Raw genomic sequence first — 25691 nt, 5'->3', positions numbered from 1 at the left:
CGACGTCAAGGGCATCCCGGTGAGCCACCTGCTGGACCGCGCCGGCGCCCTGTCGGGCGTCAACGCCCTGACGTTCGTCTCCTCCGACGGCTGCGAGGTGGCGCTGCCCCTGTCCTGGGTGGTGGCCCACCACGGCGTCATCTCCTACGAGATCAACGGCGAGGACCTGTCGGCCTCGGTGGGCGGCAACAACCAGCTGTGGCTGGCCGGGGCCCCGGCCAACTACTTCGTGCGCGACATCTGCGAGGTGCGCGTCGAGGCCCGCGACGAGGCCCCGGCCGACCCGGTCGAGGGCGCCGAGTTCCCCAACTCCCCCAACGCCGGCGTGACCTCGGCGCGGTAGGCCGCAGGAGCGAAGCGAGCCCCCGGGGGCCGCGTCCCGCCGGCGCGGGGCGCGGCCCCCTTTTGCGCGCGGCCCCCTTCTCGCGCGCGGAGGCGCGAGACCGGGAGCGCCACCGTCCAGAGCAGGACGAAGCGCCCCTCCCCTGGCCAGAACTGCCCCGCTTTGCGAGGCAAGAGGTCCCCGCTCCGCCCCACCGCGGGCCCGCGCCCGGGAAAGCCGCAGGTCGCGGCAGACCAGGGCACCGCCTTGCGGGCCCTCCGGGCCCCGCCGGCTCGCAAAGCTGCCCCCTTTTGGCCACGCGGCTGCCGTTTCCTCCTGCTCTGGTCGGCAGACGCGCCCCTACTCCAAACATTCGGCGTAGCATGGGACTCTCATCGCCCGCGTCCATCGCACTCAGTCGGGCCCGGAGACACCCCACCAAATCGGATTCGTCCGACACATTCGAGCCGCGCACAGCAACAAAAGGGTAGCGCAACGCCATAGCAGACCAATTGCCTGGAATATCGCGCGCAACGATGCTCCTGCACGCCCATAGGCCTGGCACGATTTTTCGTTTGTGCCAGGTTTTGCAAAACCCTGCCTCAAAATTGGCCCCGAATTGCGAACCTGCGAGGTTTGCAGGAACAGCCCCAGCCTCACGCTGAGCTCCATTTCAAAAAATCGCAGGTAGAAGCGTCACAAGAAACACGCTGCCCAAAACACGGGCTCCAAATACCGCGCAAACCCAGCACAACCGCAATCCGCGCCCAGATCCGACGCCCGATTTTGCAAAACCTCGCACAACCGCAGGATTTGGCCGCACCGAGCCAGCGAGCACGTGCCGGACCGCAGGCCCTCTACGCTTCGTACAGCACGTCGCCCTGAGCCCGGCAGCACCAACACACAAGACAGGTCATTCCGTCCTATCCACAATAACCCTCACCAAGTATTTATACATGTAGATATTTACGTCTGTAAGTATAGATGCTACCATGAGGCCGTCCTCGGCCAAGGGCAATCGCAAGAATGAAAACGAGTCCGAAGTGGGAGGCGTAATAATGAAAACCGTCAATCTTCCTGTAGGCTACAGCGTCGACTAAACGTAGGCGCGTAGTAGCGTAGTAATCACAAAACAGTCGCCGGCGCCCGGGAACGCGCGCAATACAAGCTGGACGCCAGCGAAACGATGAGGTGGGAGCCATGGGTGTGGAGCTTTCCGACGCGGAGCTAGAGGTCATGACTGCGGTGTGGGATGCAGGTGGTGAAGCCGCAGCAATCGACGTCTGCAAGGCATTCGAGAGCACAACGGGCGCGAGCCGAAGCGCCACGTACACGCTCATCTATCGTTGCATCAAGAAAGGCGCACTCGAACGCGTCGATCCCGGGTTTATCTGCCGCGCGAAAGTCAGCCGCGACCAAATCCAGGACGAGCAGACCAGCAGACTCGCCGACAAGCTTTTCGAAGGGTCGCTCGACAACCTGTTTGCCGCACTTGTTGACCGCAAAAAGGTCTCCGTGGAAGCCCTGGAGAAAGCCCGCAAGGCGCTCGATGCATACGGCACCCGATTCGACGGCTAAGCCCCGATAGAGCCCACCTCCTCACCAATCAACACAGATTGGAGAGGCCGTGTCACTGCTCGCGATGTGTCTGCAAGGGTCAGCCATGGTGCTGGTCGTTCTCATCATGCGTGCCACCGTTGGCCGACACCTTTCGCGCATGACGTTCTATATCCTCTGGCTTTTGGTGATCGCACGTTTCCTTGTCTCGTTTGCCCTGCCGGTCTGGGCCGGTGGCTCGCAGGTGATGCCGCAAACCACGGAGATACAGGAGACGGACGCGACCTCTTCGACTTCCAGCGAGCCAATTCCGACACCCGCCCCTACAGGGGAGACGCCATCGGCCCTGGCTGCGCCGGGCGACATATTCGACGCCACGCGGACGGACGTCACTACCGTCGCCCGCACCGTTTGGGCCGCCGGCTCCACGGTACTCGCGAGCACCTGGATCGCGCTATACGCCTGGTCGCTCGCCAGGGTGCGCAGGGGCTCATGCGTCGTCAAGTCGGCGACGGCCATGCGCTGGCTCGAGGCGAACAGGGGCGTACGACACCTCTGCCTCCGGGAGAGCGATAAGACCAAGACACCGTTCACCTACGGAATCATCAGGCCCATCATCGTGGTGCCGGCCGGCTTCGGCTGGCAGGACGAGTCCTCCGACCTTGTTCTCGCCCACGAGCTGATGCACGCGAGGAGGTTTGACCCCCTCCTGAAGATCACGCTTAACGCAATCGCATGTCTCTACTGGTTCGACCCCGTCGCCTGGCTCCTGCGCACCTTCTGTTCGCGAGACATCGAGCTCTCGTGCGACGAGCTCGTCACGCGTCGGATGAACATGGCCACACGCCGCACGTACGCTCTGGCGCTTCTCGACGCCGCGTCGCACTCCCACGCAGGCGCAGGATTCGTCACCTCATTTACCTCCGATTCTTTGACCGAAAGGGTGCATGCCATTATGAAAGGTGGGACACGCGCCGTCTGGGCACCGGCCGTATCGGCCGTCCTCATTTTGTGCCTTACTGTCTGGGGAGCAACGACAACAAGAGCCGCTGAGCCTGAGGGTTCCGGCGGCGGCGCGTCAGCAGAACAGGAGGCTATCCCCGCGGTCTCCGAGAGTGACGATCGCGCGCTATCAAGCGACAGCGACACGGGTGACGGATGGGTTGGCTCGACCACGGTCAGGCCAGCCGACACGATGCGCGGCAGTTCCGAGCTCGTTTCAGAGCTTGTCGGCGAAGGGACTACCCATCTCGTGACGCCCCATTACACCCTCGCGCTGCCCGACGCCTTCACGGCCAGGGGCATAACGTGGGAGTATCTCGAGGACGGCGGCTCGGTCTCTCCGGATGGCGCCGTCGGAACGCTCGCGATTCGCGAGCAAGCAAGCGGATCCGTTATCGCGATGGCGTTTTGCATGGCGGACGAGGCCCTGCCCAGGATGCCCATGGAAGACTTTGTCCCGGACTACGACATCATGGCGAGCACCCGGGAGGATGACCCCCTCACCGACGGGCCATCGCGCGTCATCGTCGCGGTGGCCCAGGATGCGGCAGACGCCCCAGCTACCGAGCTACCGTACCTGACGTCGACCGGCTCGCTTTCGCAGGTCTATGGCATCGCCCCAGGCCAGGCGTCCCGCGACGCGTATATCGCCTGGGCCGAAAGCGATCAGGGCGGCGTGAGGATCCACGCGCAGGGATACTCGGTTCTCGTCCCGTCCGATGTTGTCGAAAAGGGGATGGCAAGCTTCTACCTGGGGTCCGCCGAGGCGCCCGGACACGTCGATGAGCTGCTCGTGCAGTTTGAGGACACCGAGCTTGCGCTGTTCCAGGTGTCTGCGGATCAGGTCGACAGCGCGAGGGAAAAAGGAGCAGCCCCTGTCGGGACGACTCCCTCAGGTACCACGGTCATGATGGCAGTCAGCCACACCCCCAGCTCCGACGGCGCGGGACCCGAACAATTCGCAAGCTGGGCGAGCGCCGAGGGATAGGGGACGTTGCGGCCCCGCCTTGGGCGCAGGGACGCCCGGGGAGGGGCGCGTCGAGCCGGAAGAGGTCATCCTGAGCCGTGCGAAGGCATATGCTCCGCTATCCAGTGACGAGCCCGCACAGCCTGCCACGAGTGCCAGCGATTGGCTGACGCCACGGGAAGCAGCGCCGAGCAGGTCAGGACGCCACCGGGTGCACGCGGGACGCCCAGAGCCTCGTGAACTCGAGGGACTCCTCCAGGGTCATCGGGCCGTAGTCGCCGTACGGGCCTCCGACGGCCATGACCCGCCACGTCGTCCCGTCCTCGTCCGTCACCTCGAAGGCGACGGAGTCGGTCGCCACTCCCTGATCCCTCTGCAGGCCGATCCAGCCCTCCGTGCACATGAGGATGGTGACGTAGGGCTCGTCGCCGGAGGACGAGGTGTACACGTAGGTCCGGCGCCCGCCCTTCCCGCACTCCTCGAAGTCCAGGACGGACTCGTCGTACTCGACTGTGTAGCCCGGCCCCACCTCGGACTCCGGGATATCGAGCACGTAGTACGGCGTGCGGAACTCCTCGACGGGGCCGGCGTCTGCCGAGGACGAGCGGGAGTCCACGGCCGAGGAGGGGGCCAGGTCGGCCCGGGCGGAGGGCGGGACGCCCTTGGAGGAGGCGGCCCCGCCGAGGTCCCGGGACGGGGCCGGGGCGGCGTCGGCGCGCGTGTCGGGCGCCCCCTGGGGCGCGCACCCGAGCTGGGCCACGCCAAGCGAGAGCAGGCAGGCAACGACGGCTGCAGCGGCGGATCGGCGTCCAATCACGGCGGCTCACCCCTCCCCTTCGGGCAGTACGCCCGCACGGTCGTAGGATTACCGCCACTATACACCCGCGGATCCCCCTTGGAGTTGGGACCCAAGAATAGCCCCCGCACCAGCAGCGCCCCACCTGCTGGCAATCCTGCCCCCGCACTTCACCGAGTCCGGCGGAGAAGCGGGCCCCAAATCCCCGGCGACGGCGCAACTTCAACCCGCCAGGACAAGTGGCCCCGAAGGGCTGCACCTCAAGGGGCAGCCTCTTTCGCATGCAAGACAACCCCGCAGGGCCCGTCCTTCCCAGAGCAGGAGGAAACACCATCTCCCTGGCCAAAACTACCGCGCTTTGCGAGGCAGGGAGCCCCCGATGCGGCCCCTGCGCAGCCCCATCGCGAACCTGCGCTAAGAAAACCGCAGGTCGCGATGGGCCGTGGGGCAAGCCTACGGATCGTCTGGGGTCCCTTGACTCGCAAAGCTATCGCCTTTTGACCACACGGGCGCCGTTTCCCTCTGCTCTGAGCGACGGGACGTCTTCGAAGCGCGTCCCAACAAGCAATCTGGGTCTGGAGGCGGGCGTTCCAGTGCGGCGGCAGGGCTCAGATCTCGCATCGTGGGATTTCTGGGCACGCCGGCACGCAGCGAGGCGCCCCACAAAGGGTGCGCCGCAGTGCCTCTGCGCGCCGCGAAAGACACCGGGGCAGCACCTACATGCTGGCGCCGCCCCCGCAGGTTAATCTCCCCAGCAGCCCTTCTCCCCCGGCTTGGGACGCGGGAACATCAGGCCCGCCGTCAGCGAGCCAACGCCAGCGTCCCGCGCCGCCTCGCGCTCGGAGGGACGCCAGCCAGCAGCCGCGCGGATATGGACGTCGCACAGCACAAGGCGCGCCACAGCAACGAGCGCCCGGGCCTCGTCAAGCGGGCACTCGGGATGGTCGTTCATCGCAATGTTTGGCGCGTGGCGGAACTTCGAGATGTACATCGCTTCGAGCTTCGGCAGCGCGGCGATGTCGAACAGCGTACGCACGTAGTCGTCATACTTGGACGCAACCGGTCCGAGGCCGGCCATCATGCCCGTGCCCACGCCGATGCCCGCCGCCGCTATGCGCCGTGCGAAGTCGAGCTTCTCGTCGAGGTCGTCGCCGGGCTTCGTCGCGCGAAACACATCGGGATTTGTCGTCTCGAACACGGAGAACACGCGCTTGACCCGCAGCTCTGCCAGACGGGCGAGATCGGCGTCGGACATGGAGGCACCGCAGTTCACCACGACGTCCATGTCGTCGTATCCCGCCGCGCGAATAGCCTCGACGATGCCCACGATGCCGCAGTCCCCGCCACCGCGCTTTGAGCCACCGCTGAGATGGAACTGGCGAACATCCGTCTCGTCGTGCAGGTAGCGCACGTAGCCGAGCAGCTCATCGATAGGCATGGGACGCGAGCCGGGCTGTCGCCAGTACGGGCAGTAACGACACAGCGGCCGCAGGTAGCACGGGATGACGGAGTTGAGCCCCGCCTCCACCTCGTCGCGCCCCGCCATCTCGCGGTTGCGCACACGCGTCGCCGCAGCACATAGGGCATCGAGCGCCGCGGGATGCGCCGCAACGCCGCTCGCTCCCACCCACGCCTCGGGCTCCCGCTCCGGGTCGCCCAGCGTCAGCTCGAGCAGCCGGCGCGCTTCCTCGCGTGTCGCCGGCCGAGTGTCTAGCTCCACGAGAAGTCCGCTCAGCTCGGACGGAATCTCGGTTGCCTGTTTCTCCTCCACGGCAATCTCCCCCTCCCAGGAGCGCCTCGCCTGGCGTCCTGCCTCAAAAGCACTCGATCGAACCGACATGCCGAGCACAGCAAGCGCACCTCAGCCGGCCGGCTCGACGGTGTCATTTCCCGAATCCCATGGTGCAGGGGCACACCGAGCCGGCCCCGACGTGCCCATACGCGCGGCCCCGGCCGTTCCCCAGGCAGCGTCTATAGCGCGCAGGCGCCCTCTGGTGCCCGCAGCAAAAGGCCCGCCGGTCGCGCCGCCTCTCGACGACCGCCCGGCGGGCCCGCAATCCCATCTGAGGCGTCGGGATGTCCCGCCCGCCTTACGCCCAGTCAGCGCGGATGAGCTCCATCGGGCGCAGCAGCTCGACCTCGACCTCCGTGCCGGCCTCGACCTTGTCCACGCCAATCGGCAGCGTCAGCAGGGCATCGCTCTTCGTGATCGTCTCCGGCGTGCCCATGGAGCGGGGCAGCGGCGCGCACAACAGCTCGCCGGGGTGCTCAGGGTCGGGCGTCAGGCCCATGCGGGCGATGCGCTCCATCTTGGCCGGCTTGGCGAAGTCCTCGGCGAGGCGCGCCTTCACCGTGGGACGCGCGACGACGGGGGCACCGAACCAGCAGGCAACGAGGCCGCGCACGAGCCAGTCCATGCACAGCCAGGCGGCGTTGACCGGGCCAGGGACGTTGACGACCGGCGTGCCGTCGATCATCGACATGCCGACGGGGCGGCCGGGCACCGCGCGCACACCGTGGACGAAGTAGCTGGCGCGACGCTGCAGCATCGTTGCGTTGTAGTCGGCGCCGCCGCGCGAGGAGCCACCGTTGATGAGCACGAGGTCGGCCGCCTCGAGCGCGCGGTCAAGGGCCGCCTCGAGATTCTTCTCGTCGTCGACGACGATGGGGTAGCAAATGCAGCGGGCGCCCCACTCGCGCAGCATGCCGCTGACGAGCAGGCTGTTGGCTTCGATGTTCTGGCCGCGCGCCGGGTAGCTGCCCCATGGCACGAGCTCGTCACCGGTGGGCAGGTAGGCAACCGTGATCGGCTTGATGACGCTGACCTGGGCGTAGCCCGCGACAGCCAGCGCGGCCACGAGCTCGGCCGTCAGGCGCGTGTTGGCCTTGACGACAAGCTGGCCCTCCGTCACGAGCGAGCCGCGCTGAGAGACGCCCTCGCCCGGCTTGACGTCCATGTCGTGGCGGACGATGGAGAAGCCGCCGTGGTCGTTGAACTCGACGCTCTCGACGCTGATGACCGCGTCATACTCGTCGGGGAAGTCGTCGCCCGTGTCCGCGCGCACGTAGTCGACGCCCTCCTTCCAGTCGCTCGCGTCGGGTTCGCCGTTGGCAAACGTCTCGCTGTGGATGGCATACCCGTCCATACGGGCGCTCCGCTTGACGGGTAGCGTCACGAGGGCGCGCAGGTCAGTCGCGGCGTAGCGGCCCTGAGCCTCAGCCAGCGAAACGACCTCCGTCTCGGGCTCAGGCGCCCACGCCTCGCACAGCTTCTTGAGCGCGTCGGCACGCTCCAGAGCCTCGTCGTACTCGAACTTCATCGTGCTCCCCCATTTCTTCTTTGACGTTCCACGCGGGCCATCCGTGCAGAAGGCCCGCTCCCCTATGTCTCCAGCCGAGATGCCAAGGCACGCGGTGTACGCTGCTCAGCCCCGCAACTCGGCGATGAACCCTTCCAGTGCGTGCAGCATGCTCTCGCCTGAGAGCGCCACGCGGTCACGCTCGTACAACGTGCTCGAAAGCGCCTCATGCGGCACGGCGAGGTGCGGCGCCTCTCCCAGCTCCGGAATGCGCGCGAGCAGCGGGTCGCCGATCCAGACGAGGCCCGGGTTCTCCCGCGCGAGGTCCTGAAGCGCAGCCTCGTCTGGCAGGCGCAGATCGCCCGACTCCATGAGCGCATCGTCCATCGCGAACAGCGAGGCGACGACGATGGGGCGCTCATCCTGCGAGGCCACGAGCATCTGCCGAGCGTGGCCGCGCACGGCGTTCGCCCACACCTGCTCGCCTATGATGAGCAGCGGGGCAGGATCATCGGGCGGCTCCGGAACCACAGGAACGGCCGGAAGCTCACCGAGCAGTGCCCCGAGGGCCGACGACGCACCCGCCAGAGCGGCATCAAGTGCAGCGGCGCCTGACAGCACGTCGCCCTCCGCCGAGCACGGAGCAACCCCGGAGGAAGTCCCCTGGCCGGATGCGCCCCCAACCACTGCCGCGCCCGACAGTGGGACATCCCCCACAGAGCACGGGTCATCCCCGATCGCGGAGGCATCTCCCGCCTCGTCGGGCGCGCCCCCGGCCGCCGCGCGCAGCTTGCGCGCCAGCACGGCGGCGTCCTCGGCGCAGAGGGGCCGGCCCACCACAAACGGAACGCCGTGCTCTTCTCGCAGGCGCCGCGCCGCAGGCAGGCCCGACCACGCCACGACGAGGCTCGCGTCGGCCGCAGAGGCCTGGGCGACGTCGTCAAGCGCGTAGGCGGCATCGGGGCAAAACGCCGCGTCGACGCCGGCCTCAGCGAGCCACGCCCGCACGCAGCGCATGTCAGCCTCGTCCGCGAAGTCGTGCGGCGACAAGCCCAGCACGTTCACCCGCAGGCGCGAAGAGCCCCCTTCCGAGGCATCCGCCCTGCCGTCGGCACTCGGCGCCGAGTCACCCACGCAGAACCGCGCCACGAGCGCATCGAGCGCCAAAGAGACACCCTGCTCGTACGTCTCAAAGCCGGTCGTCGGCAAGCCGAGGCTCGGAATGCCCGTACGCGCCTCGACCTCGCACGCCATACCCGCCAGGTCCATGCCCATGATGGCCGGCACCGGCGAGCCGATGATGGCCACGCATGCCGGCGTCAGCTCCTCGGCAGCCTCACACGCCTGGGAGACGATGCGCTCGTCGTCGCCCATGACGGCCTCAAGCGTGCGCAGCTGGGCCGAGAATGCCGTCTTGCGCCGCCGGGCCCAGCGCGGCTCGTCGTACTCGACGTAGTTGCGCGTGCAGCAGTTGGCGTCCACGATGACGACGAGGCAGTCCAGGCCGAACAGCGTCGAGCAGACGCCGGAGTAGTCGCCGGCCAGCGGCGGCAGGTACAGAGAGAGCCGCGCCATCACGCACCCCATTCCTTCGTGGACGACAGACTCTCGGCGAGCAGGTCGGCCAGGCGAGCAACGCCGTCAAAGCCGAAGTGGCCCTCGTCGTGATACAGATCGGCCACGTGATTCGCCCGCACGAGGAACGCGGCGTCTCGTCCGACGCTCACGGCCTCGCGCGGCAGGTCGAAGCCCTGGATGGCCTCGATACCCTGGCTCGTGATCACGAGCACGTCGGGGTGGGCCGCCTCGAGCACGTGGCGGGCGTCGTCGTCCCAACCTTTGGAGTGCAGCGCGAACACGGCTCGCACGTTGAAGCCGCATTCCAGCAGTGTGCACGCCAGCGAGAACGGCATGAGCGAAGCGGACGTGTCCACGTACAGCGGCATGTCGCCCAGCACCTCGCGCGCCCTGGAAAGCGCGGCCTCGGCCTTCGCCCGCGCCTCGGCCAGTAGGCCCGTCACCTGCTCGGCGACGTCGGAAGCCCCCGCACCCAGCAGATCCGCGAGCCGCCCATAGCGCCGGGAGATCTCGTCGAGGTCGTAGCAGGCGGGCCAGGCCATCCAGGGGATGCCGAGGCGCCCCTCCATGTCAGCGGCAGCCGTGTCGCCCAGATGACCCACGCTCAGCGTTAGCCGGCTGCGCGCCATGAGCTGGTAGTCGGCGAATGTCGGACAGCTCAGCAGGTCGCGCACCTCATCAGCCCGCGTGCCCAGAGCTGCCAGCACGTCGTAGACCTCGCTGCCCTGCGGCAGGCGCGCGAACGTTCCCACGACGTTGATACCCGCGTCGTGATCCTGCGGCGCAACGGGCACGAGCGGCGCATAGAGCCCGGACTGCACGGCCTGCGCCGGCGACTCGCCACCGCGCACGTCCTCCGCTATGGGGTTGAGGCGCGCAAGCAGGAACGTCACGTCGGGGTGGCGCTGCGCGAGGCCCGCAAGCAGGGCGTCGGTGTCCGTGCCCAGGAAGTCATCGATGCAGTTGACATGCAGCCTCAGCACGCGAGGCCTCGGGCTCACGCGCGCGAGCACCGCGTCCACGGCGTCATCGATCTGGCGCACGTAGTCGCCCAGTGCTACGTCGGCCTGCGAGAAGCTCAGGAACGACGCGTGGTCGGCCTCGCCGTTCTTGAGGGCGCGAATGCCCTGGCGACGGCCGCACGAGTTCGGGCACAGGTGGAGATCGTGGCTCTCGGGGATACGCAGGATGGCGCGTCGACGGCCCCCGCTGGGAATCTGGTACGCGAGCTGCGCCATGCTAGAGCGCCCCCGTCATCACAGCGCCGGCCGCCCGAGACGTGCCCGCGGCACCGCTCGCCGCCAGCGCCTCAGCATCGTGCTCAATCGCTGCGGCGATCCCGCGATACACCTCGGCCAGCTCGCTATCGGGCAGCGCGCTCACGACAGTCGACCCGGCGTCTTCGGCCTGCTGGATGAGCGGCGAGCGCGGCACGGTTGCCACGACGCGCGCGCCCTCCTCCTCGCAGAACTGCGCGATCTTCGCGGCCTCGTCCGGCACGTTGCGCATGTTGGCGATGAGGCCGGCGAGGTGGGCGTAGCCGCGCTTCTGGAAGTTCTCGATGGCACGCATGATGTTGGACGCGGCGTAGAGGCTCATCATCTCGCCCGACGTCACGATCATGACGGCGTCGGCGTACTCGCCGCGCATCGGCATCGCAAAGCCACCGCACACGACGTCGCCCAGCACGTCGTAGAGCACAACGTCCGGCTCGTACGTCTCGAAAGCCCGCAGCTTCTTGAGCGTGTCGAACGCCGCGACGATGCCACGACCCGCGCAGCCCATGCCCGGCACCGGCCCGCCCGCCTCGACGCACAGCACGCCATCGGGGGCCCGATGCACGACGTCCTCGAGCGTCAGCTGGCCCCCCGCGCGCATGCAGTCGAGCACGGTGCGCACCGTCTCCCCGCCCATGTGCAGCTTCGTGGAGTCGGCCTTGGGGTCGCACCCGATCTGCATGACCGTGTGCCCGCGCGAGGCGAGCGCCGCCGCGATGTTGCACGTCGTCGTTGACTTGCCGATGCCGCCCTTGCCGTAGATAGCCAGCCGATACATCGTTCCCCTCGCCTTCCCCCAAAGCCGAAGCAGGCCTCGCTTCCCGGTTCAGGATACCCGGAAAGCGAGGCCTTGCAACCTACCGGAACACGCTCAATAGCGCTTACTGGTAATTGATGATGCCGTCGATCTCCTCATCGCTCATGTCGTACTTGAAGAACTCGCTATAGAAGTCGTGGATGTCCTGCTTGAGCTCGTCGTCGGCATACAGGTCGGGATACATGCGGTTCATGGCCCACATGACCGTCAGCGGCTGCTCGACCGTGCGGTTGCCCCACACGTGCGCGACGGTCGGCACCGCGTAGATGCGGTCCTCGACGATGGCGGGCAGGTCGGCGATGTTTGCGTCGTTGCGGATGGCGTCGAGGTCGGTGTTGCTCGAGAAGATGACCTGCGGGGCCCACAGCAGCAGGTCCTCGCGGGTGTACTCCAGCGAGTTCTTCGTGTGGGCCTCCTTCGTCACCGAAATGCCGCCGGCCGTCTCGATCCACCACTCGGAGATGACGTGCGGGTTCGTGAGGCTCTCGACGTCGCCGTAGATAGCCTTGACGCGCTCGTCGTCGGTGAGCTTGCCCGTGCGCTCGGCGGCCTTGGCGACCATCTTGTCGAAGTACTCGTTGTACTCGGCGGCGCGATCCTGAGCGTCGAGCACTTCGCCCATCAGCGTGACGGCGACCTTGACGTCCTCGACGTCGGCCCAGGCCAAAACGATGCAGGGGATGCCCTTCTCGGAGAGCTGCTGGGCCGTGTCCTCCGTCATCGTGATGCACAGGTCGGGGTTGAGCTGCATCGTGGCCTCGAGGTCGACGCCATCGGCCGTCTCGAGCACGGGGCCGTCGGCGATCTGCGGGGCGAACTTGTACTGCATGGCCCAGCGATCGTTCTTCGTGAAGTTCTGAGGCATCTGGTTCACGATGAGGTCGCCCTTGCCCATGCACTCGACGAAGGCGTTGAGCACGCCCACGGAGCCGAACGTCGCGACGCTCTTGACCTCGTTGGGGATGGTGACCTCGCGGCCGGCCATGTCGACGACCGTGATGGACTTGCCGTCCGCGGAGGTCTTGACGTCAACGGAGGCGGAGGCAGCCTTGGCGTCGGCAGCGCTCGAGGCGGCCTTGTCGGCAGCGAACGCCTGGGCGCCCGCAAAGCCGGCAGCAGCCAGGCCGGCGACGGCGGCGGCGCCGGCGACGAACGAGCGGCGGCTCAGGTTCTGGTTCATGCGTTCCATGTTACAACGTCCCCCTTATATCGATGCGCGCCCGCGGGATGCGAAGCGCGGTGGTACCTATCTCAGTGCGGAGCGCCCGCGGGCGCCCGGCGTCCTCATCGCTCGAACAGGCCCTCGTCGAGCAGCGGGATGCACGTCTTGACCATGACGCCCCCGCCGATGTCGGCCTGCGTGACCCGCACCGGCGTGTTGTACAAGCTCGTGAGGCTCTCGCTCGTCACGACCCTGTCGGGATCACCCTGCGCCACGACAAGGCCACCCTTCATGAGCGCAACCTTCGAGCAGGCGAGGAAGGCGTGATCGGGGTAGTGCGACGTCATGAGGATGGCGAGGCCCTGGTCGGCGAGGAACTTGATGGCCGTCAGGATCTTGACCTGGTTGTGGTAGTCGAGGTTGGCCGTCGGCTCGTCCATGACGAGCAGCTTGGCCTGCTGGGCCAGGGCTCGCGCCACGAGCACCATCTGCTTTTCGCCGCCGGAGAGCTCCTGGTAGCGACGCTCGGCGAGGTGGGCAATCTGCAGGCGCGTCAGGGACTCGGCAACGATGTCCCAGTCCTTGCGCGAGTGCGACGCCCCCGTGCCGAGGTGCGACACGCGGCCCATGAGCACGACCTCTTTGGCGAGGTACGGGAAGGCCAGCGCCGAGGACTGTGGCACGTACGCCATGGCGTGAGCGCGCTCGCGCGGCTTCATCTGCGCCAGCGAGCGACCCTCGACGAGGATCTCGCCGCCCTTGGGCTGCGTGAAGCCGAGAAGCGCGCGCAGCAACGTCGTCTTGCCGGTACCGTTAGAGCCCAGCAGGCACACGATCTCGCCCGGCTCGACGCTCAGCGAGATCCCCTTGAGGATCTCGGGCCCCGTGCGGTACGCAAACCGCACGTCGCGAATCTCAACGAGCGGAGCCGTCATAGCAGGCCCTCCTTACCGGCAACGAGAACTTTAGGACGAAGGCGGAGCGAGCAGCGGCGCACCGAGGCAGCCGCCCCGTCGCCTGGGGCGGCCACGGCGCAGCAGATGCAAGGCGTCGGCAACCGCCGCGCACTGAGTACGCAAGGGCGCCAACAACGCCGCAGATGCCGCACCGTGGTCCGCCCCATCACAGCCACTCCCTTTTGGTTTTGATCAGCAGGAACACAAAGAGAGGCGTGCCGATGAGAGCCGTGAGGACGCCGATGGGCAGGTCGGAGAAGGCGGAGCGCACGAGGTCGTCGATGAGCACGAGGAACAGGCCGCCGATGACGAACGACCCCGCGATGAGCTTCGAGTAGCTGGCGCCCGTGACCGTGCGGGCGATGTGAGGCACGACCATGCCGATCCAGCCGATGATGCCGGCCACCGACACGGCGCACGCCGTCATGAGCGTCGAGGCCACGATGACGACGCCCTTGACGAGCACGACGTTGACGCCCATGGCGCGAGCCTCGTCCTCGCCAGCAGCCAGGACGTCAATCTTGTTGCGGAAGATGAACAGGAGAACAAGCGAGGCGATCGTCGCCGGCAACATGACGAGCAGGTCGGTGTTGTCACCCTTGTTGAGGCTGCCCATGAGCCAGAACGTGATGGAGGGCAGCACGGACTCCGTGTCGGCCACCGTCTTGATGATGGAGATGAGCGCCTGGAAGAAGCTCGACACGACGACGCCTGCGAGCACGAGAATCGTGAGGTTCTGCTTACCGAATATCGCGCCGATGACGTAGGCAATCGTGACGGCCGCGACACCGCAGACGAACGCCGAGATCTGGATCTCCCACCAGTTGCCGCCGTTGAGCATCGCCAGAGCAGCGCCGAAGCCGGCACCTGCAGAGACGCCCAGGATGTCCGACGAGACCATCGGGTTCTTGAAGACCGTCTGGTACGAGGCGCCCGAGACGGCAAGGGCGCCGCCGATGAGCACGGAGAGCGTGATCTGGGGGAAGCGCACCGTCGTCATGATCTTGTCGAGCACGTCTTCCCAGTACTGCTCGACCGGCATGATGTGCGAGCGCAGGATGTCCCACACCTCGCCGAGCGAGATGTTGGCGCTGCCGATCATGAACGATGCCAGATAGACGAACACGAGGATGGCGATGAGCGCGATCATGACGATCGTGAACGGCAGGCGAGCGCCGTGCTGGCGACGCGCTGACTTCGTGGACTCGCCCGCAGCAAGCGCCTCGCCCGTCAGCACAGGGGAGACCGTGCCGGACGACTGACTCCCCTGGGATTCCTCCCCCATGCAAGTTCCCCCTTTGGTACCTTTCACAGGCATACGACATGCACAGTAGGATAAATAGTAGCAATCGATATGCCATTTGCAATAGGTAATCCAACGTGTGGTTACAGCGGCACTTGTCTCGGTGTTGCACAGCTAGCGATGGGCATCCTGGGGGGCTTTTGGGATGCCAGCGGCGGCAATCGCGCGCTCACAACTCGGCGAAATGGCCGCCGCACGCGTCCCCCGCCACGGAAGGGGCCCGAGCTGGGCAGATAAGCGAGTCGTGTATGGCCCGCAGGGCAATTCTCGCGGGCTTGGATACGCCCACACGGCAAACCCGCAGGTAGCGCGGCCGGACAGAAGCCTTGCTATTTCCGAGCAACCAGCTCGCATCGTGCACGACTCGAGTTTCTGCCCATCCAGAGGAACGTTCACGACAAAAGCAGCGGCGGAAAACGGGCTCAGGCACGCACCCCACGTGGAATCTCACCGACAGCCTCAGAAACGCACACGGCTAACCGGTATCACGGATGCGGCGTGGGTACACGAGCACACTAAGACGGGCATCCGACGGGCGACGCCGCCAACTCGAGAGAGGAGGTGGTGACCCGTGATTCTTTTCCGAGAGATGATTGGTTTACTGGCCGACATCTGCACGATCTTTGCCTTTATCGGAGCGATGGCGATATGGGTGTACTCGGGAATTGAGGAGGAACGCAAGAAGTTCCAGGATGGCGCCCAAGAGGTTGAACCTCGCGAGGAAGACGCAACAGTCCGTCCCCAAAACGAGGAGGGCCGCTAACCTCTGCGAAAGGTTGCGGCCCTAAACCAAACAGAACGGCGTCGCCCGTGCACCACCCACGGGTGCCCGTCGATTCATAGTATACCTCATGGGACGCATCCGTGCGAGCATCCAGGACGAGATCGTCCCCTTTTGTAGAAGAATCAGAACCGAGGGATGGGGATATAGCCGATCCCCAAAACGAGGAGGGCCGCTAGCCCCGGCAGACTGCGGCCCTAAACCAACAACGGCGTCGCCCGTGTACGCCCCACGGGTGCCTGCTGGCTTTAGTATACCGCACTGCGAGCGATCCTTATACGGCAGCACGTGCAGTTAAGCCTCTCGATAAAGAGCCACTAGCTGTCGGCCAGGACGGCGCGGAGCTCGCGGCGATAGCGCATCGTCAGCTCGTCACAGCACTCTATCCAGGCGTTTCCAGCGTAGATATAGCCTGCCACCCAGTTCGGATCGGCTAGGGCGTCGCGGTATCGATAGGGATAGCTTCGCTTGAGATCGGCAACCCGCCCCTCCAACACGCCAACGAGAGCGTCGAGCATGTTACACAGGGCCGCCAGCTCATCGGCAGAGGCGGCGGGATCGGGCAGCACGCTCGGCAGGCCATCGGGCAGGTGCATTGCAAGGGCTCGCAAGCATTCGAGGTCGCCCTCCGCATAGGCTGAACGAGCAGCGGCAAGCAGACGGGAGTCGCGCTCGTCGCACCGGAGCGACAAATCGGGGTGGAGCCACGCCACGAAGCGCCGATAGAGCGACGCGCACTCGACAGCCTCTTCTGGAGATGCGGGTTCGGCCTGCCGACGCATGTCGATAAGCGCCATGTAGCGAGCAAGGCGTGCGTCCGCCTGGCGGGTAACGGATGCGAACTCGTCGGCAACCACCAGAGCAAGAGTATCGACCCCGAGCGCCAGCCCCTCGGCGCGGGCGCTGCGAGCAAGATGCAACTTGCGACGCGCCTTGAGCATAGCGAGCTCGCTGCGCAGACGCGCATCGCGATAGCGGCCCACCCTGAGCGCGTACTCGGCCTCGATCTCGGGATTCTGCTGGAGCTCGATGTCGTCGTATGCGAAGAGAGCATCGATGGCGCGTTCCCGCAGCTCAGCAATGCGAGCACGGAGATCCGCGCGGGCGTCGTCATCCGCAACGGCCCGCGCAGCCGACGTATCAGGTTCCTCGCCTTGAGCCCTTCGGTCGGGCATCACGTGCCTCCGCATCTAGTCGACCCCATACCCCACAGGATCGCTTCCGCATTGTACGCTTCGGCGGGAAAGCGGGACATGCCCAGTAAAAAGCTGGCGCGCCATGCCATGTCCCGACACCGCGCAAACACCAACCGCTATGATCATCCCAACCAGATGGATACCTGACAAAGCAGAGATCGCCATCGAGCCAGCGCACTTTCATCCCATTCGCAAGGAGTCCGCATGTCCCCCACCGTCTACCTCCTCGATGATCTTGACGCCTTGGGCAGCGAGACCGTCGAGCGGGCGCTCCCGACGCTGCCTCCCGAGCGTCGGGAGCGGGCGGAGCGCTGCGTGCACGCGGGGGACCGGGCGCGCATCGTGGCCGCGTGGCTGCTGCTCGCCCACGGGCTGCGCGCCGAATACGGGCTCCCTGACGTCCCCCCGCTCGCCTACGGGGAGCGCGGGAAACCGTACTTTGCGCAGGCGGTCGGAAACGCAGCCCCCCTCCCCCAATTCAGCCTGAGCCACAGCGGGCAGCTCGTGGCCTGCGCGCTTGCTTCTGCCGACGTGGGGCTCGACGTGCAAGAGGTCGCTGGCGTCACCCGACGTCTGTCGGACGGCTTCGTTCGGCGCACGTGTTCCCCCGAGGAGATCGCTGTACTCGGAGACGCCGGTTCCCTCGGCTCAACCGCTTTCGCCCAAGCGTTCTGCGCGCTGTGGACCCGCAAGGAAAGCGTCATAAAGCTCACGGGGCGCGGGCTTGCCGAGCCCCTGCCAGACCTGCTTTCCCGGCACGAGCGGGACGTCGCCACGACAACGCTGGCCCTCGACGGCCCGGACGCGAGTCCAAACACGGGTTTTCTCTCGCTAAGCCTCTGGAGAGACGGTTCGCCTTTAAGGAGCACGGCCCCCGCGCACCCGGGCTCGAGCTTCCGCCTCGTCCGCATCTCCCCCGGCGAGCTTCTCGCGCGGCAGTAGCGCCCGGACAGTCCCCCCCGGCCGCGCAGCGCGCCCGAATTCGCACGCCTGTCTCACCGGCCCCGCAGACGCCCTCCCTCGTGCGGTAGACTGAAGCCAAAGCGGCACATTCACGCACGCGCCGGTCCCACCACGAACGGAGAGCCCATGGCCGCCTCGTCATCACCCCGCGCTCACGCGCCCGCCCCCACAGCGGCCGGCAGCCTCGCCGCGCGCGTGCAGACTTTCGCCGAGCGGCATCGCCTCGCCTACCGCCTTCTCATCGGCATCGCCTGTGGCCTGCTCTACTACGGTGTCCTCAGCTTCTTCCTCGGCATCCCCGCGCTCAACGAACAGACGCAGGTGCGCCCCGCCTCGGCGCTCGGCCCCGTGCTCGGCCTGTTCTTCGGCTGGCCAGCCATCGTGGGCTGCGCCGTCGGTAACCTGGTCGCCGACATGGCCACGGAGAGCGACCCCGTGCGCCTCTCGCTGTACTTTCTCATCCAGCTCGTCTACTACAGCGTGCCCTATCTGGGGTGGTACCTCGTGTTCCGCCGCGGGGAGCACCCGTACCCGCGCCTGGACACCGCCGGGAAGACAGCACTCTACCTCGCGCTCATGCTCGCAGCGTCCGTGCTCGTGACGCTGCTGCTCCTGCCCGTGGCCGTCGACAACGTCTCCGAGGCCCACATCGACGAGATCCGCATCTATAACAACGTGCTGTTCCTCATCTACCTGGGCATCCCCCTGCTCGTGGCGCTCGAGCGCTCGCCCCTCGTGCCCCTGGCCCCACCATTCGTCCGCGCGCCCTACACGCACCGCGCGCACATGAACCTCACGCAGCGCGTCGTCACCGGTGTCGTGCTGGCGGCGCTCGCCATCATCGTCGTGTTCATCGTCGCCGTCTACGGGACGTACCTCGCGAGCCCCGACCCGTACCTCTCCAACCCGAACGCCGTCTTTGTCGCAGGCCAGGAGGCCCCCGACCTCATCGCGGGCATCTACACGTACGCGTTCTACTTCACGGCCTGCGTGTTCGTGCCCGCCCTCGTGCTCGCCCGCGTCATCGAGACGCACTTCGCGCGACCCATCGAGACGCTGACGTCCGCCTCGCGCACGTTCGTCGCCCAGCTCGCGGCGCACCAGAGCAGCGGGACATCCACATGCGGCGCCGACGAACTCGCACGCGTTGCCGACGTCCCCACGCACGGACCCGCGCTGCGCCCGCGCAACGAAATCCTCGAGCTCATCGAGAGCACGAACACCATGCGCCGCGACCTCGTGGGCTATGTCGACGAGCTCGGTCGCGTCATGGCGGAGCGCGAGCGCACGTCCGCCGAGCTTGAGATCGCCTCCGACATCCAGGCCAGCACCGTGCCGCACGACTTCACGTCATTCATCGAGCGCTACCACCTCGACATAGCCGCGACGCTGCAGCCTGCGCGCGAGGTGGGCGGCGACTTCTACGACGTCTTTGATGCCGGCGAGCACCGCGTGGGCTTCATCATCGCCGACGTTTCGGGCAAGGGCGTGCCCGCCGCCCTGTTCATGATGCGCGCCATCACGGAGATCCGCGAGCAGATGATATTCCGCGGCGACGTCGGCGAGGCCCTAACGCTCGCCAACCAGACGCTGTGCGAGCACAACGACGCCCTGATGTTCGTGACAGCATTCGCCTGCACGCTCGACACGCAGACCGGCCGCGTGCGCTACGCAAACGCCGGGCATAACCCGCCATGGCTGCGCCACGGTCAACAGCGCGGGTGGCTCGAGGGGGCCGGCTCCCCGGAACGTGCCAGCGCCTCGGGCTCAGGGGGAGGCCCGCGGCCCGGCCTCGTGCTCGGCGTGCTCGACGGTGTCATCTACCGCGAGGCGTCCATCGACCTGGCGCCCGGCGACGGCCTGTTCCTCTACACCGACGGCGTCACCGAGGCCATGGACGCGGAGAGCCGGCTGTTCGGCCAGGGCGCTCTCGAGGATGCCCTGCGCGAGGCGGACGCGCTCGACGCCGCCGGGGCCATCGCACACGTGAGCAGCAGTGTCGCGCGCTTCGTGGGCGGCGCCGCGCAGGCCGACGACATCACGATGCTCGCGTTCTCGTGGAACCTGCCCGTGCGCAGCATCTCGCTGCCGCCCGACGACCGCGCGCTCGACGACCTGTTCGGCTTCATCGACAGCGTCTGCGCCGAGGCCGGTTGCGGGAAACGCGTCGTGTTCGACCTCAAGCTCGTGCTCGAGGAGCTGTTCGTCAACGTGGCGCACTACGGCTTTCCCGAGGGACAGCCCCGCCAGTCCGTCCACGTCGAGGCGGCGGCGGACCGCAATGCCGGCGTGCTCCACATCACGATCAGCGACGCCGGCGTGCCCTACGACCCACTCGCCTACGAGTCCCGCAAGGTCGACGCCGAGCTGGGCGCCGACAACAAGGTGGGCGGCCTGGGCATCCTGCTCGTGCGCAAGCGCACAGACGGCCTCAGCTACGAGCGCATCGGCGGGCGCAATGTTCTGCACCTCATCAAGCGCATCGCGGAATAGGCCCCGCAACGAAGGAGGGGCCCACCCGCATCATGCAGGCAAGCCCCTCCGCGCGCGTCTCGTATGGCGCCTTTAAGCTTCTAGATGAACTTCTCGGCAGAGTCCGCGTTCCTGTCGACCGAGAGGAACGACGCCGGGGCGTCCTCGGAGATGAATGTCGGGCCGTCATCGTAGATCATGGCGCCACCGTCAGCCTCGGCCATCTGCTCATCGGTGAGCTCCGCGGCGTTGGAGCCGCACTCACAGCAGCATCCGGCGTTCTCGAGCTTCGTGTCCTTCGGGTCCTTCGTAGCGTTCGACATGGCGAGCCTCCTTCATATAGCGCGACCCCTCCGAGAAGCCGTCGTTGACTTCCCTGGCTCCCAGAATACGCGAGGCCCTCTTTCAGGCACAAGGCGATGCACGATAGACGGAACGAACGCTTTGATTTAGTGAACAAACGCTTTCCGACTACCGCTCATGGCAAGCCATATGCCGCCAACGGCATGAGATGGGCTCCGCAGGGAACAAGAGCACTAGGAACGCGGCGCACTCGCACGCGAAAGCCCCGCCTGGAGACGCCGCCCCAACGGGAGGAGCTGCGCCATGCCGACCATTTTCACCCACGCCGACTTTGTTCCCATGACGGGGCAGGAGGCCTCGTTCGAGGCGATGCTCGTCACCGACGGCGGCACGATCGCGTACACAGGGCCGCTCAAGGAGGCCCGCGCGCAGGCGAGCGAGTTCGGGGGCGCCGCCCACGCCGAGGAGGTCAGCCTCGACGGGCTGTGCGTGCTGCCCGGCTTCATCGACGCCCACTCGCACTTCACGGGCGTCAGCCAGTACTTCACGTCCGCCGACCTCTCCGGGGCAACGAGCTTCCCCGAGATCGCCGCGCGGCTGCGCGCGTTTGCCAAGCGAAGCCGAGCGGGTGCCGGCGACATCATTCTCGGCACGAACTACGACCACAATGACCTGGCAGAACGGCGCCACCCCGACCGCCACCTGCTCGACGAGGTGTCTGCCGACGTCCCCGTCGCCATCATCCACGCGTCGAGCCACCAGTGCGTCGCTAACACGAAGCTGCTCGAGCTGGCGGGGCTTTCGGCGAGCACGGCCGACCCCACCGGCGGCCGGTACGGGCGCGAAGCAGACGGCACGCTGTCGGGATACTGCGAGGAGCCGGCCGCCATGTGGCCCGTGCTCGCCATCGTGCAGGAGCGCCAGCACACGGGCATGGACAAGCTGCTCGCCCCGATGCAGAACGTCTACCTGGAGCAGGGCATCACGACGTGCCAGGACGGAGCGACGACGGCCGACATGGCCGACGAGCTCGACGGGGCGGCGCGAGCAGGGAAGCTCGTCATGGACGTCGTGGCCTACCCGATGTACGGCGAGGACATCGACGCCATGTTCGCCGAGCACGCCACGTGCGACACGGCCCAGCTTGTGCCGGGACGCACGGGGTACGGCCCCTTTGGGACGCCCGCGCCCGCATACGCCAACCACCTGCGGTTCGGCGGCGTCAAGATGTTCCTCGACGGCTCGCCGCAGGGACGCACCGCCTGGCTGAGCCGCCCGTATACGCCGGGACCCGAGGGCGACGGCTACCGCGGCTACCCCACGATGAGCGACGCCGACGCGCTCGCCTTTGCCCGAACGGCCGTCAACGAGGGGCGCCAGCTACTCGCCCACGTCAACGGCGACGCGGCGCTCGAGCGCTTCCTCGCCGTGTACGCCCGAGCCCTGGCCGACGCGACCCACCCGCGCAAGCGCGAGCTGCGGCCCGTCGCCATCCACACGCAGATAGCCCGGCGCGACCAGATCGAACGCATGGGCATGCTTAACATGGTGCCGTCGGTGTTCGCATCGCACATCTGGTACTGGGGCGACACCCATCTGCGCAACCTGGGACGGGCGCGCGCCATGCGCATCTCTGCCTGCGCCGACATGTTGGACTGCTGGCTGCCGCTCACGCTGCACTGCGACACGCCCGTGCTGAGGCCCAACCTGCTCGAGGCCGTCTGGTGCGCTGCCGAGCGGCGAACGAAGGTCGGCGTGCACCTGGGGCCCACGCAGTCGATCAGCGTGTACGAGGGCCTGCGCGCCATCACGGCCAACGCGGCCTACCAGTACGGCGAGGAGTCGCGCAAGGGGACGCTCGAGCCCGGGAAGCTCGCGGACTTCATCGTGCTCTCGGACAACCCGCTACGCGTGGAGCCCGATCGGCTGAGGAGCATCCGCGTGCTCACGACGTACAAGGAGGGGCGGCCGGTCTGGCGCGCGTAGAGCGGCCCCCGGGGACGGCCCCGTGGCGAAGAAACGCGCACAAGTCGCGTTTTCGTGCAGTGAAAAACAGCGCCCTCTACCTGCGGTTATCTTGCGTTTCCACAGGTAGGGGGCGCTGCACAAAAACGGCTTTAGTGCGCGTTTCTTCCAGGGGGCATCCCTAAGCCGCACGCCCGCAGGCGCGGCAGTAGTTCTCGACGTCCGCGACGTCGACGAGGCGGGCCTCACCCGAGAAGCGGAACGGGATGCGGCCGCAGGAAACGGCCCGGGCGATTTCGACAGCGCCGCAGCCCACGAGGCCGGCGGCCTCCTCGAAGCTCACGAAGCGCGACGATGTGGCGTTACGCGCGGCAATGGTGTTCATGCTTGTCCTACCTTTCGTACTAGGGGCGGCGTGCCCCTGTCTGGAATGTAAAAATGTGTCGTCGTAGCGGGAGAGTCCCCGGGTATGGCGTGGAAACCCGGGTCACGATATGCCGAGCCTGCGCTCGGGTGCAGCCGGGGGGCGTCGCCCCGAACCGTACGAAATCTGTTCGTTTATGCCGGGCCCTCATGCCCGACGACCTTTCGAAGCGTACACGGAAGCGCTTCGCGCTCTAGTATGCCCCAAAACAGCTCGGATTATGCAAGGACGCGGCCAAGTGTTCGTCTCGGCTTCGAAAGAGCAGGGCAACCGTGAGTAAAGCCCGGCTTGACACCGCAGGTCAGCAGGCAAGAAGAGAAACTCACTATGCCGGGGCTACGCCTTGTATAGGAGCCTTATTACTTGACGCACGCTCCAAACTTATACAGAGTGGGAGAAGATCCCGCCGATGCGGAAGTGTGCACCGATGGGATCGGGGGGGAAATCATGGGAGTAGGAGAAGGGGAATAGTATGAGTATCACGCAGGAAAACTCCGTCAGCCGCGCTGGCTTTCTCAAGATGACGGGCGCCGGCCTGGCGTCCGCCGTCGCCGTGGCGAGCATGGGTGGCCTGTCCACCGCCCGCGCCGACGAGGCCGCTCCGCTTCACGTGCGCGTCGTGTACTTCAGCCCGACCGAGGGCACCAAAAACGCGGCGACCGCCCTGGCAGAGATGTTCTCGACCGACGTCACGCCCACCGATCTCACGACGCTTGACGCCCGCCAAGAGGAGGTCGACCTGTCCGACGCCGACCTCGCCATCGTCGCCGCACCGTCGTACGGCGGCCAGATCCCCCGCGTCGAGGGCCTGTTCACGAATCTCAAGGGCAGCGACACGCCCGTCGTCCTCGTCACCGCGTTCGGCAACCGCGCCGTTGAGGACTGCTTCGCGCAGGTCGACGGCATCCTCGCGCCGCAGGGATTCGTGACGGTGGGCGCCATCGGCATCGTCACGCCGCACGTGTTCTCGGAGAAGGTCGGCCGCAGCCGCCCGAGCGTCGACGATCGCGCCGTCATGGCGGAGTTCGTCGGCAAGGTGACGGAAAAGCTGGCCGGCGGCGCCGTCGAGGCCGTGGCGCTCGAGGGCAATCCGACGCCCGACCCCAAGGAGCTTTCCGTCCCCGAGAAGCAGTACAACGCCGACAAATGCACGAAGTGCGGCCTGTGCGCGGCAAACTGCCCCGTGGGCGCCATCGACCCCGAGACGCTCGAGGTCAACGAGGACGTCTGCATCAGCTGCCAGCGCTGCACGTTCGTCTGCGAGTTCAACGGCCGCAACTTCGACAACACGCCGATGCGCGAGTTCCTCGACAACAAGCTGCGCGTCAAGCAGCCGGTGACGTACGTTATCTAAGCGAGGCTGCGCTCTGGAGATCGCAAAGCCGCCCGTCCGAGCATGCGAGTTCGGGCGGGCGGCCTTTTTTGGTAGCAGGCGCGCGGCGAGGGCGCGCCCCGCTCGCAAAGTCGAGCTCGCAACCTCGCGGGGGCTAGCGCTGGCGCCTCGAGGCCCGGGGCTCTGGAGCGCCGGATCCCCCGGAGCCCTGGGAGCCTGGGCAAATCTCACGGTTATGCGAGGTTTTGCAAAATCAGGCGCCAAATCTGGGCGCGGATTGCGTTTGTGCCAGGTTTGTGCGGTGCCTCGGGGCATGCGCCGCACATAAGCGCTGACGCACGACACTCCTACCTGCGATTCTTCCGAGCATGGCACAAACGCGGGGCTCGAGCCACCTCCGCAAACCTCGCAGCCCCGCAATTCGCGCCCAATTTGAGAGCGCAGTTTTGCAAAACCTAGCACAAACGAAAGACGGGGCCAGGCAAGTACGCCAGGCGCCACCAATAAGCCCATCTCACATTCGGAAAGCGTGGGGCAGCATCTCCTCACCGCCAACCCTACACCAGACGTGCGTAGTCCTGCGACTGGTGGAAGATGTGGGCGATGACGACCTCGTCGCCCGCGATCTTGTAAAGAACCGTATATCGCATGACTGCCACAGACCGATATCCCAGCGCAACAAGCTCGGGGAGATGGCACAGATCGAATGCCTCCGGCTGCTGCCCGATAAGCCCAACCTTGGCATCGAACTCGTCCATGAAATGTCGCGCGGTCTGAGAGCTCCCCAGCGTCGTGGCGAGGTAGCCCACTATGGCGCGGTACTCCCCTTGTGCTTCTCGCGCAATAACCAGCTTATAGGCCATATTCCGCCCTCACCGCCGCGCTGAACTGCCCATAGTCGTCATACTCGCCGCGAGAGATCTCGTCCTCGGCCAGCATGATGCGCGACAACAGGCGAGCCTTTGCCACCTCGTCGCGCTGGGCGGCCCACTCCTCGGCAGACAGACAGTGGAACGCCTCGTAACCGTTGCGCGTGACCATCACGTCACGCTCCCGCTCCACAAGCGCCGCAAACGCCGCCGTATCCTTCATGTCACGGATCGGAACCGCAGTGGCCATGAGACCCCCTTCAACGCCTGGCTTATGTGGCCCAATTATGTCACATGTCAGCACGATACCCCATGCCATCCGTCTTTGGCATGGGCAGCCGAAAATGCA

Annotated in this window: 22 protein-coding genes; 8 read left to right on the top strand and 14 right to left on the bottom strand. The window is 66.6% G+C overall.

Going from position 1 to position 25691, the window contains the following annotated elements; genetic code table 11:
• The 3 genes from KHZ24_09350 to KHZ24_09340 all read left to right on the top strand — a co-directional run.
• Positions 1–343 (top strand): molybdopterin-dependent oxidoreductase (locus KHZ24_09350; GenBank protein MBS5451396.1); only part of this gene is annotated, 343 nt, incomplete at its 5' end.
• A gap of 1179 nt (positions 344–1522) precedes the next feature.
• Complete coding sequence (locus KHZ24_09345) at positions 1523–1900, top strand: BlaI/MecI/CopY family transcriptional regulator (GenBank protein ID MBS5451395.1); 378 nt, start codon at positions 1523–1525, stop codon at positions 1898–1900.
• Between the two features lie 85 nt (positions 1901–1985).
• Positions 1986–3869 carry a M56 family metallopeptidase gene (locus tag KHZ24_09340; GenBank protein MBS5451394.1) on the top strand — a complete coding sequence of 628 codons (1884 nt, stop codon included), beginning with the start codon at positions 1986–1988 and terminating at the stop codon, positions 3867–3869.
• 175 nt (positions 3870–4044) lie between these two features.
• On the opposite strand, the gene KHZ24_09335 is transcribed toward KHZ24_09340, so the two are convergent.
• From KHZ24_09335 to KHZ24_09295, 9 genes are all read right to left on the bottom strand, one after another.
• A complete protein-coding gene (locus KHZ24_09335; protein MBS5451393.1) occupies positions 4045–4665 on the bottom strand; it encodes a hypothetical protein in 621 nt (206 codons plus the stop codon).
• Between the two features lie 721 nt (positions 4666–5386).
• The gene (locus tag KHZ24_09330; GenBank protein ID MBS5451392.1) at positions 5387–6415 is read right to left on the bottom strand and encodes a radical SAM protein; all 1029 of its coding nucleotides are present in this window, start codon (positions 6413–6415) and stop codon (positions 5387–5389) included.
• Positions 6416–6734: 319 nt separating this feature from the next.
• The gene (locus KHZ24_09325) at positions 6735–7964 is read right to left on the bottom strand and encodes a molybdopterin molybdotransferase MoeA (protein ID MBS5451391.1); all 1230 of its coding nucleotides are present in this window, start codon (positions 7962–7964) and stop codon (positions 6735–6737) included.
• Between the two features lie 105 nt (positions 7965–8069).
• On the bottom strand, positions 8070–9518 hold the full coding sequence (locus tag KHZ24_09320) for a hypothetical protein (protein ID MBS5451390.1): 1449 nt from the start codon (positions 9516–9518) through the stop codon (positions 8070–8072).
• Positions 9518–10759, bottom strand: a complete 1242-nt coding sequence (locus KHZ24_09315; GenBank protein MBS5451389.1) for a nitrogen fixation protein NifE — start codon at positions 10757–10759, stop codon at positions 9518–9520. Before KHZ24_09315 ends, KHZ24_09320 begins: the two co-directional genes overlap by 1 nt.
• A 1-nt stretch (position 10760) precedes the next feature.
• The gene (locus tag KHZ24_09310) at positions 10761–11576 is read right to left on the bottom strand and encodes an AAA family ATPase (GenBank protein MBS5451388.1); all 816 of its coding nucleotides are present in this window, start codon (positions 11574–11576) and stop codon (positions 10761–10763) included.
• Between the two features lie 103 nt (positions 11577–11679).
• Complete coding sequence (locus KHZ24_09305; protein MBS5451387.1) at positions 11680–12804, bottom strand: ABC transporter substrate-binding protein; 1125 nt, start codon at positions 12802–12804, stop codon at positions 11680–11682.
• A gap of 95 nt (positions 12805–12899) precedes the next feature.
• The gene (locus KHZ24_09300; GenBank protein MBS5451386.1) at positions 12900–13712 is read right to left on the bottom strand and encodes an ABC transporter ATP-binding protein; all 813 of its coding nucleotides are present in this window, start codon (positions 13710–13712) and stop codon (positions 12900–12902) included.
• Between the two features lie 187 nt (positions 13713–13899).
• Positions 13900–15018 (bottom strand): iron ABC transporter permease, encoded by a 1119-nt coding sequence (locus tag KHZ24_09295; protein MBS5451385.1) that lies wholly within the window; start codon positions 15016–15018, stop codon positions 13900–13902.
• 589 nt (positions 15019–15607) lie between these two features.
• Between KHZ24_09295 and KHZ24_09290 the strand changes: the two genes are divergently transcribed.
• The gene (locus KHZ24_09290; protein MBS5451384.1) at positions 15608–15799 is read left to right on the top strand and encodes a hypothetical protein; all 192 of its coding nucleotides are present in this window, start codon (positions 15608–15610) and stop codon (positions 15797–15799) included.
• Positions 15800–16134: 335 nt separating this feature from the next.
• Here the strand turns inward: KHZ24_09290 and KHZ24_09285 are convergent, their stop codons facing one another.
• Positions 16135–16992, bottom strand: a complete 858-nt coding sequence (locus KHZ24_09285; GenBank protein ID MBS5451383.1) for a hypothetical protein — start codon at positions 16990–16992, stop codon at positions 16135–16137.
• A 225-nt stretch (positions 16993–17217) separates the two neighbouring features.
• Between KHZ24_09285 and KHZ24_09280 the strand changes: the two genes are divergently transcribed.
• Together KHZ24_09280 and KHZ24_09275 are read left to right on the top strand one after the other, a co-directional pair.
• On the top strand, positions 17218–17955 hold the full coding sequence (locus KHZ24_09280) for a 4'-phosphopantetheinyl transferase superfamily protein (GenBank protein ID MBS5451382.1): 738 nt from the start codon (positions 17218–17220) through the stop codon (positions 17953–17955).
• Between the two features lie 147 nt (positions 17956–18102).
• Positions 18103–20469, top strand: a complete 2367-nt coding sequence (locus tag KHZ24_09275) for a SpoIIE family protein phosphatase (protein ID MBS5451381.1) — start codon at positions 18103–18105, stop codon at positions 20467–20469.
• Positions 20470–20549: 80 nt separating this feature from the next.
• Here KHZ24_09275 and KHZ24_09270 read toward each other — a convergent pair whose 3' ends face one another.
• Positions 20550–20771, bottom strand: coding sequence for a hypothetical protein (locus KHZ24_09270; protein ID MBS5451380.1), 222 nt, complete (start codon positions 20769–20771; stop codon positions 20550–20552).
• Between the two features lie 283 nt (positions 20772–21054).
• Here KHZ24_09270 and KHZ24_09265 point away from each other — a divergent pair, with 283 nt between their 5' ends.
• Positions 21055–22737 (top strand): amidohydrolase, encoded by a 1683-nt coding sequence (locus KHZ24_09265; GenBank protein MBS5451379.1) that lies wholly within the window; start codon positions 21055–21057, stop codon positions 22735–22737.
• 160 nt (positions 22738–22897) lie between these two features.
• Here the strand turns inward: KHZ24_09265 and KHZ24_09260 are convergent, their stop codons facing one another.
• Positions 22898–23101, bottom strand: coding sequence for a hypothetical protein (locus KHZ24_09260; protein MBS5451378.1), 204 nt, complete (start codon positions 23099–23101; stop codon positions 22898–22900).
• A 511-nt stretch (positions 23102–23612) separates the two neighbouring features.
• Between KHZ24_09260 and KHZ24_09255 the strand changes: the two genes are divergently transcribed.
• Complete coding sequence (locus KHZ24_09255) at positions 23613–24494, top strand: 4Fe-4S binding protein (protein ID MBS5451377.1); 882 nt, start codon at positions 23613–23615, stop codon at positions 24492–24494.
• 536 nt (positions 24495–25030) lie between these two features.
• On the opposite strand, the gene KHZ24_09250 is transcribed toward KHZ24_09255, so the two are convergent.
• Together KHZ24_09250 and KHZ24_09245 are read right to left on the bottom strand one after the other, a co-directional pair.
• Positions 25031–25336: a type II toxin-antitoxin system RelE/ParE family toxin gene (locus tag KHZ24_09250; protein ID MBS5451376.1), complete on the bottom strand. Its 306-nt coding sequence runs from the start codon at positions 25334–25336 to the stop codon at positions 25031–25033.
• Positions 25326–25592 carry a type II toxin-antitoxin system Phd/YefM family antitoxin gene (locus KHZ24_09245; protein ID MBS5451375.1) on the bottom strand — a complete coding sequence of 89 codons (267 nt, stop codon included), beginning with the start codon at positions 25590–25592 and terminating at the stop codon, positions 25326–25328. The genes KHZ24_09250 and KHZ24_09245 overlap by 11 nt, the downstream gene beginning before the upstream one ends.
• Between the last annotated feature and the right edge of the window lie 99 nt (positions 25593–25691).

It is taken from the genome of Coriobacteriia bacterium, assembly GCA_018368455.1.
Lineage (GTDB): Bacteria > Actinomycetota > Coriobacteriia > Coriobacteriales > UMGS124 > JAGZEG01.
Note: the sequence above shows the minus strand (reverse complement) of the source record. Positions and strands in the feature narration are given on the sequence as shown.

Excerpts from the sequence above, each read along its gene's own strand:
- KHZ24_09345 (MBS5451395.1), top strand. The coding sequence starts at position 1,523 with ATGGGTGTGGAGCTTTCCGACGCGGAGCTAGAGGTCATGACTGCGGTG.
- KHZ24_09340 (MBS5451394.1), top strand. The coding sequence starts at position 1,986 with ATGGTGCTGGTCGTTCTCATCATGCGTGCCACCGTTGGCCGACACCTT.
- KHZ24_09325 (MBS5451391.1), bottom strand. The coding sequence starts at position 7,964 with ATGAAGTTCGAGTACGACGAGGCTCTGGAGCGTGCCGACGCGCTCAAG.
- KHZ24_09320 (MBS5451390.1), bottom strand. The coding sequence starts at position 9,518 with ATGGCGCGGCTCTCTCTGTACCTGCCGCCGCTGGCCGGCGACTACTCC.
- KHZ24_09315 (MBS5451389.1), bottom strand. The coding sequence starts at position 10,759 with ATGGCGCAGCTCGCGTACCAGATTCCCAGCGGGGGCCGTCGACGCGCC.
- KHZ24_09310 (MBS5451388.1), bottom strand. The coding sequence starts at position 11,576 with ATGTATCGGCTGGCTATCTACGGCAAGGGCGGCATCGGCAAGTCAACG.
- KHZ24_09305 (MBS5451387.1), bottom strand. The coding sequence starts at position 12,804 with ATGGAACGCATGAACCAGAACCTGAGCCGCCGCTCGTTCGTCGCCGGC.
- KHZ24_09300 (MBS5451386.1), bottom strand. The coding sequence starts at position 13,712 with ATGACGGCTCCGCTCGTTGAGATTCGCGACGTGCGGTTTGCGTACCGC.
- KHZ24_09295 (MBS5451385.1), bottom strand. The coding sequence starts at position 15,018 with ATGGGGGAGGAATCCCAGGGGAGTCAGTCGTCCGGCACGGTCTCCCCT.
- KHZ24_09285 (MBS5451383.1), bottom strand. The coding sequence starts at position 16,992 with ATGCCCGACCGAAGGGCTCAAGGCGAGGAACCTGATACGTCGGCTGCG.
- KHZ24_09280 (MBS5451382.1), top strand. The coding sequence starts at position 17,218 with ATGTCCCCCACCGTCTACCTCCTCGATGATCTTGACGCCTTGGGCAGC.
- KHZ24_09275 (MBS5451381.1), top strand. The coding sequence starts at position 18,103 with ATGGCCGCCTCGTCATCACCCCGCGCTCACGCGCCCGCCCCCACAGCG.
- KHZ24_09270 (MBS5451380.1), bottom strand. The coding sequence starts at position 20,771 with ATGTCGAACGCTACGAAGGACCCGAAGGACACGAAGCTCGAGAACGCC.
- KHZ24_09265 (MBS5451379.1), top strand. The coding sequence starts at position 21,055 with ATGCCGACCATTTTCACCCACGCCGACTTTGTTCCCATGACGGGGCAG.
- KHZ24_09260 (MBS5451378.1), bottom strand. The coding sequence starts at position 23,101 with ATGAACACCATTGCCGCGCGTAACGCCACATCGTCGCGCTTCGTGAGC.
- KHZ24_09255 (MBS5451377.1), top strand. The coding sequence starts at position 23,613 with ATGAGTATCACGCAGGAAAACTCCGTCAGCCGCGCTGGCTTTCTCAAG.
- KHZ24_09250 (MBS5451376.1), bottom strand. The coding sequence starts at position 25,336 with ATGGCCTATAAGCTGGTTATTGCGCGAGAAGCACAAGGGGAGTACCGC.
- KHZ24_09245 (MBS5451375.1), bottom strand. The coding sequence starts at position 25,592 with ATGGCCACTGCGGTTCCGATCCGTGACATGAAGGATACGGCGGCGTTT.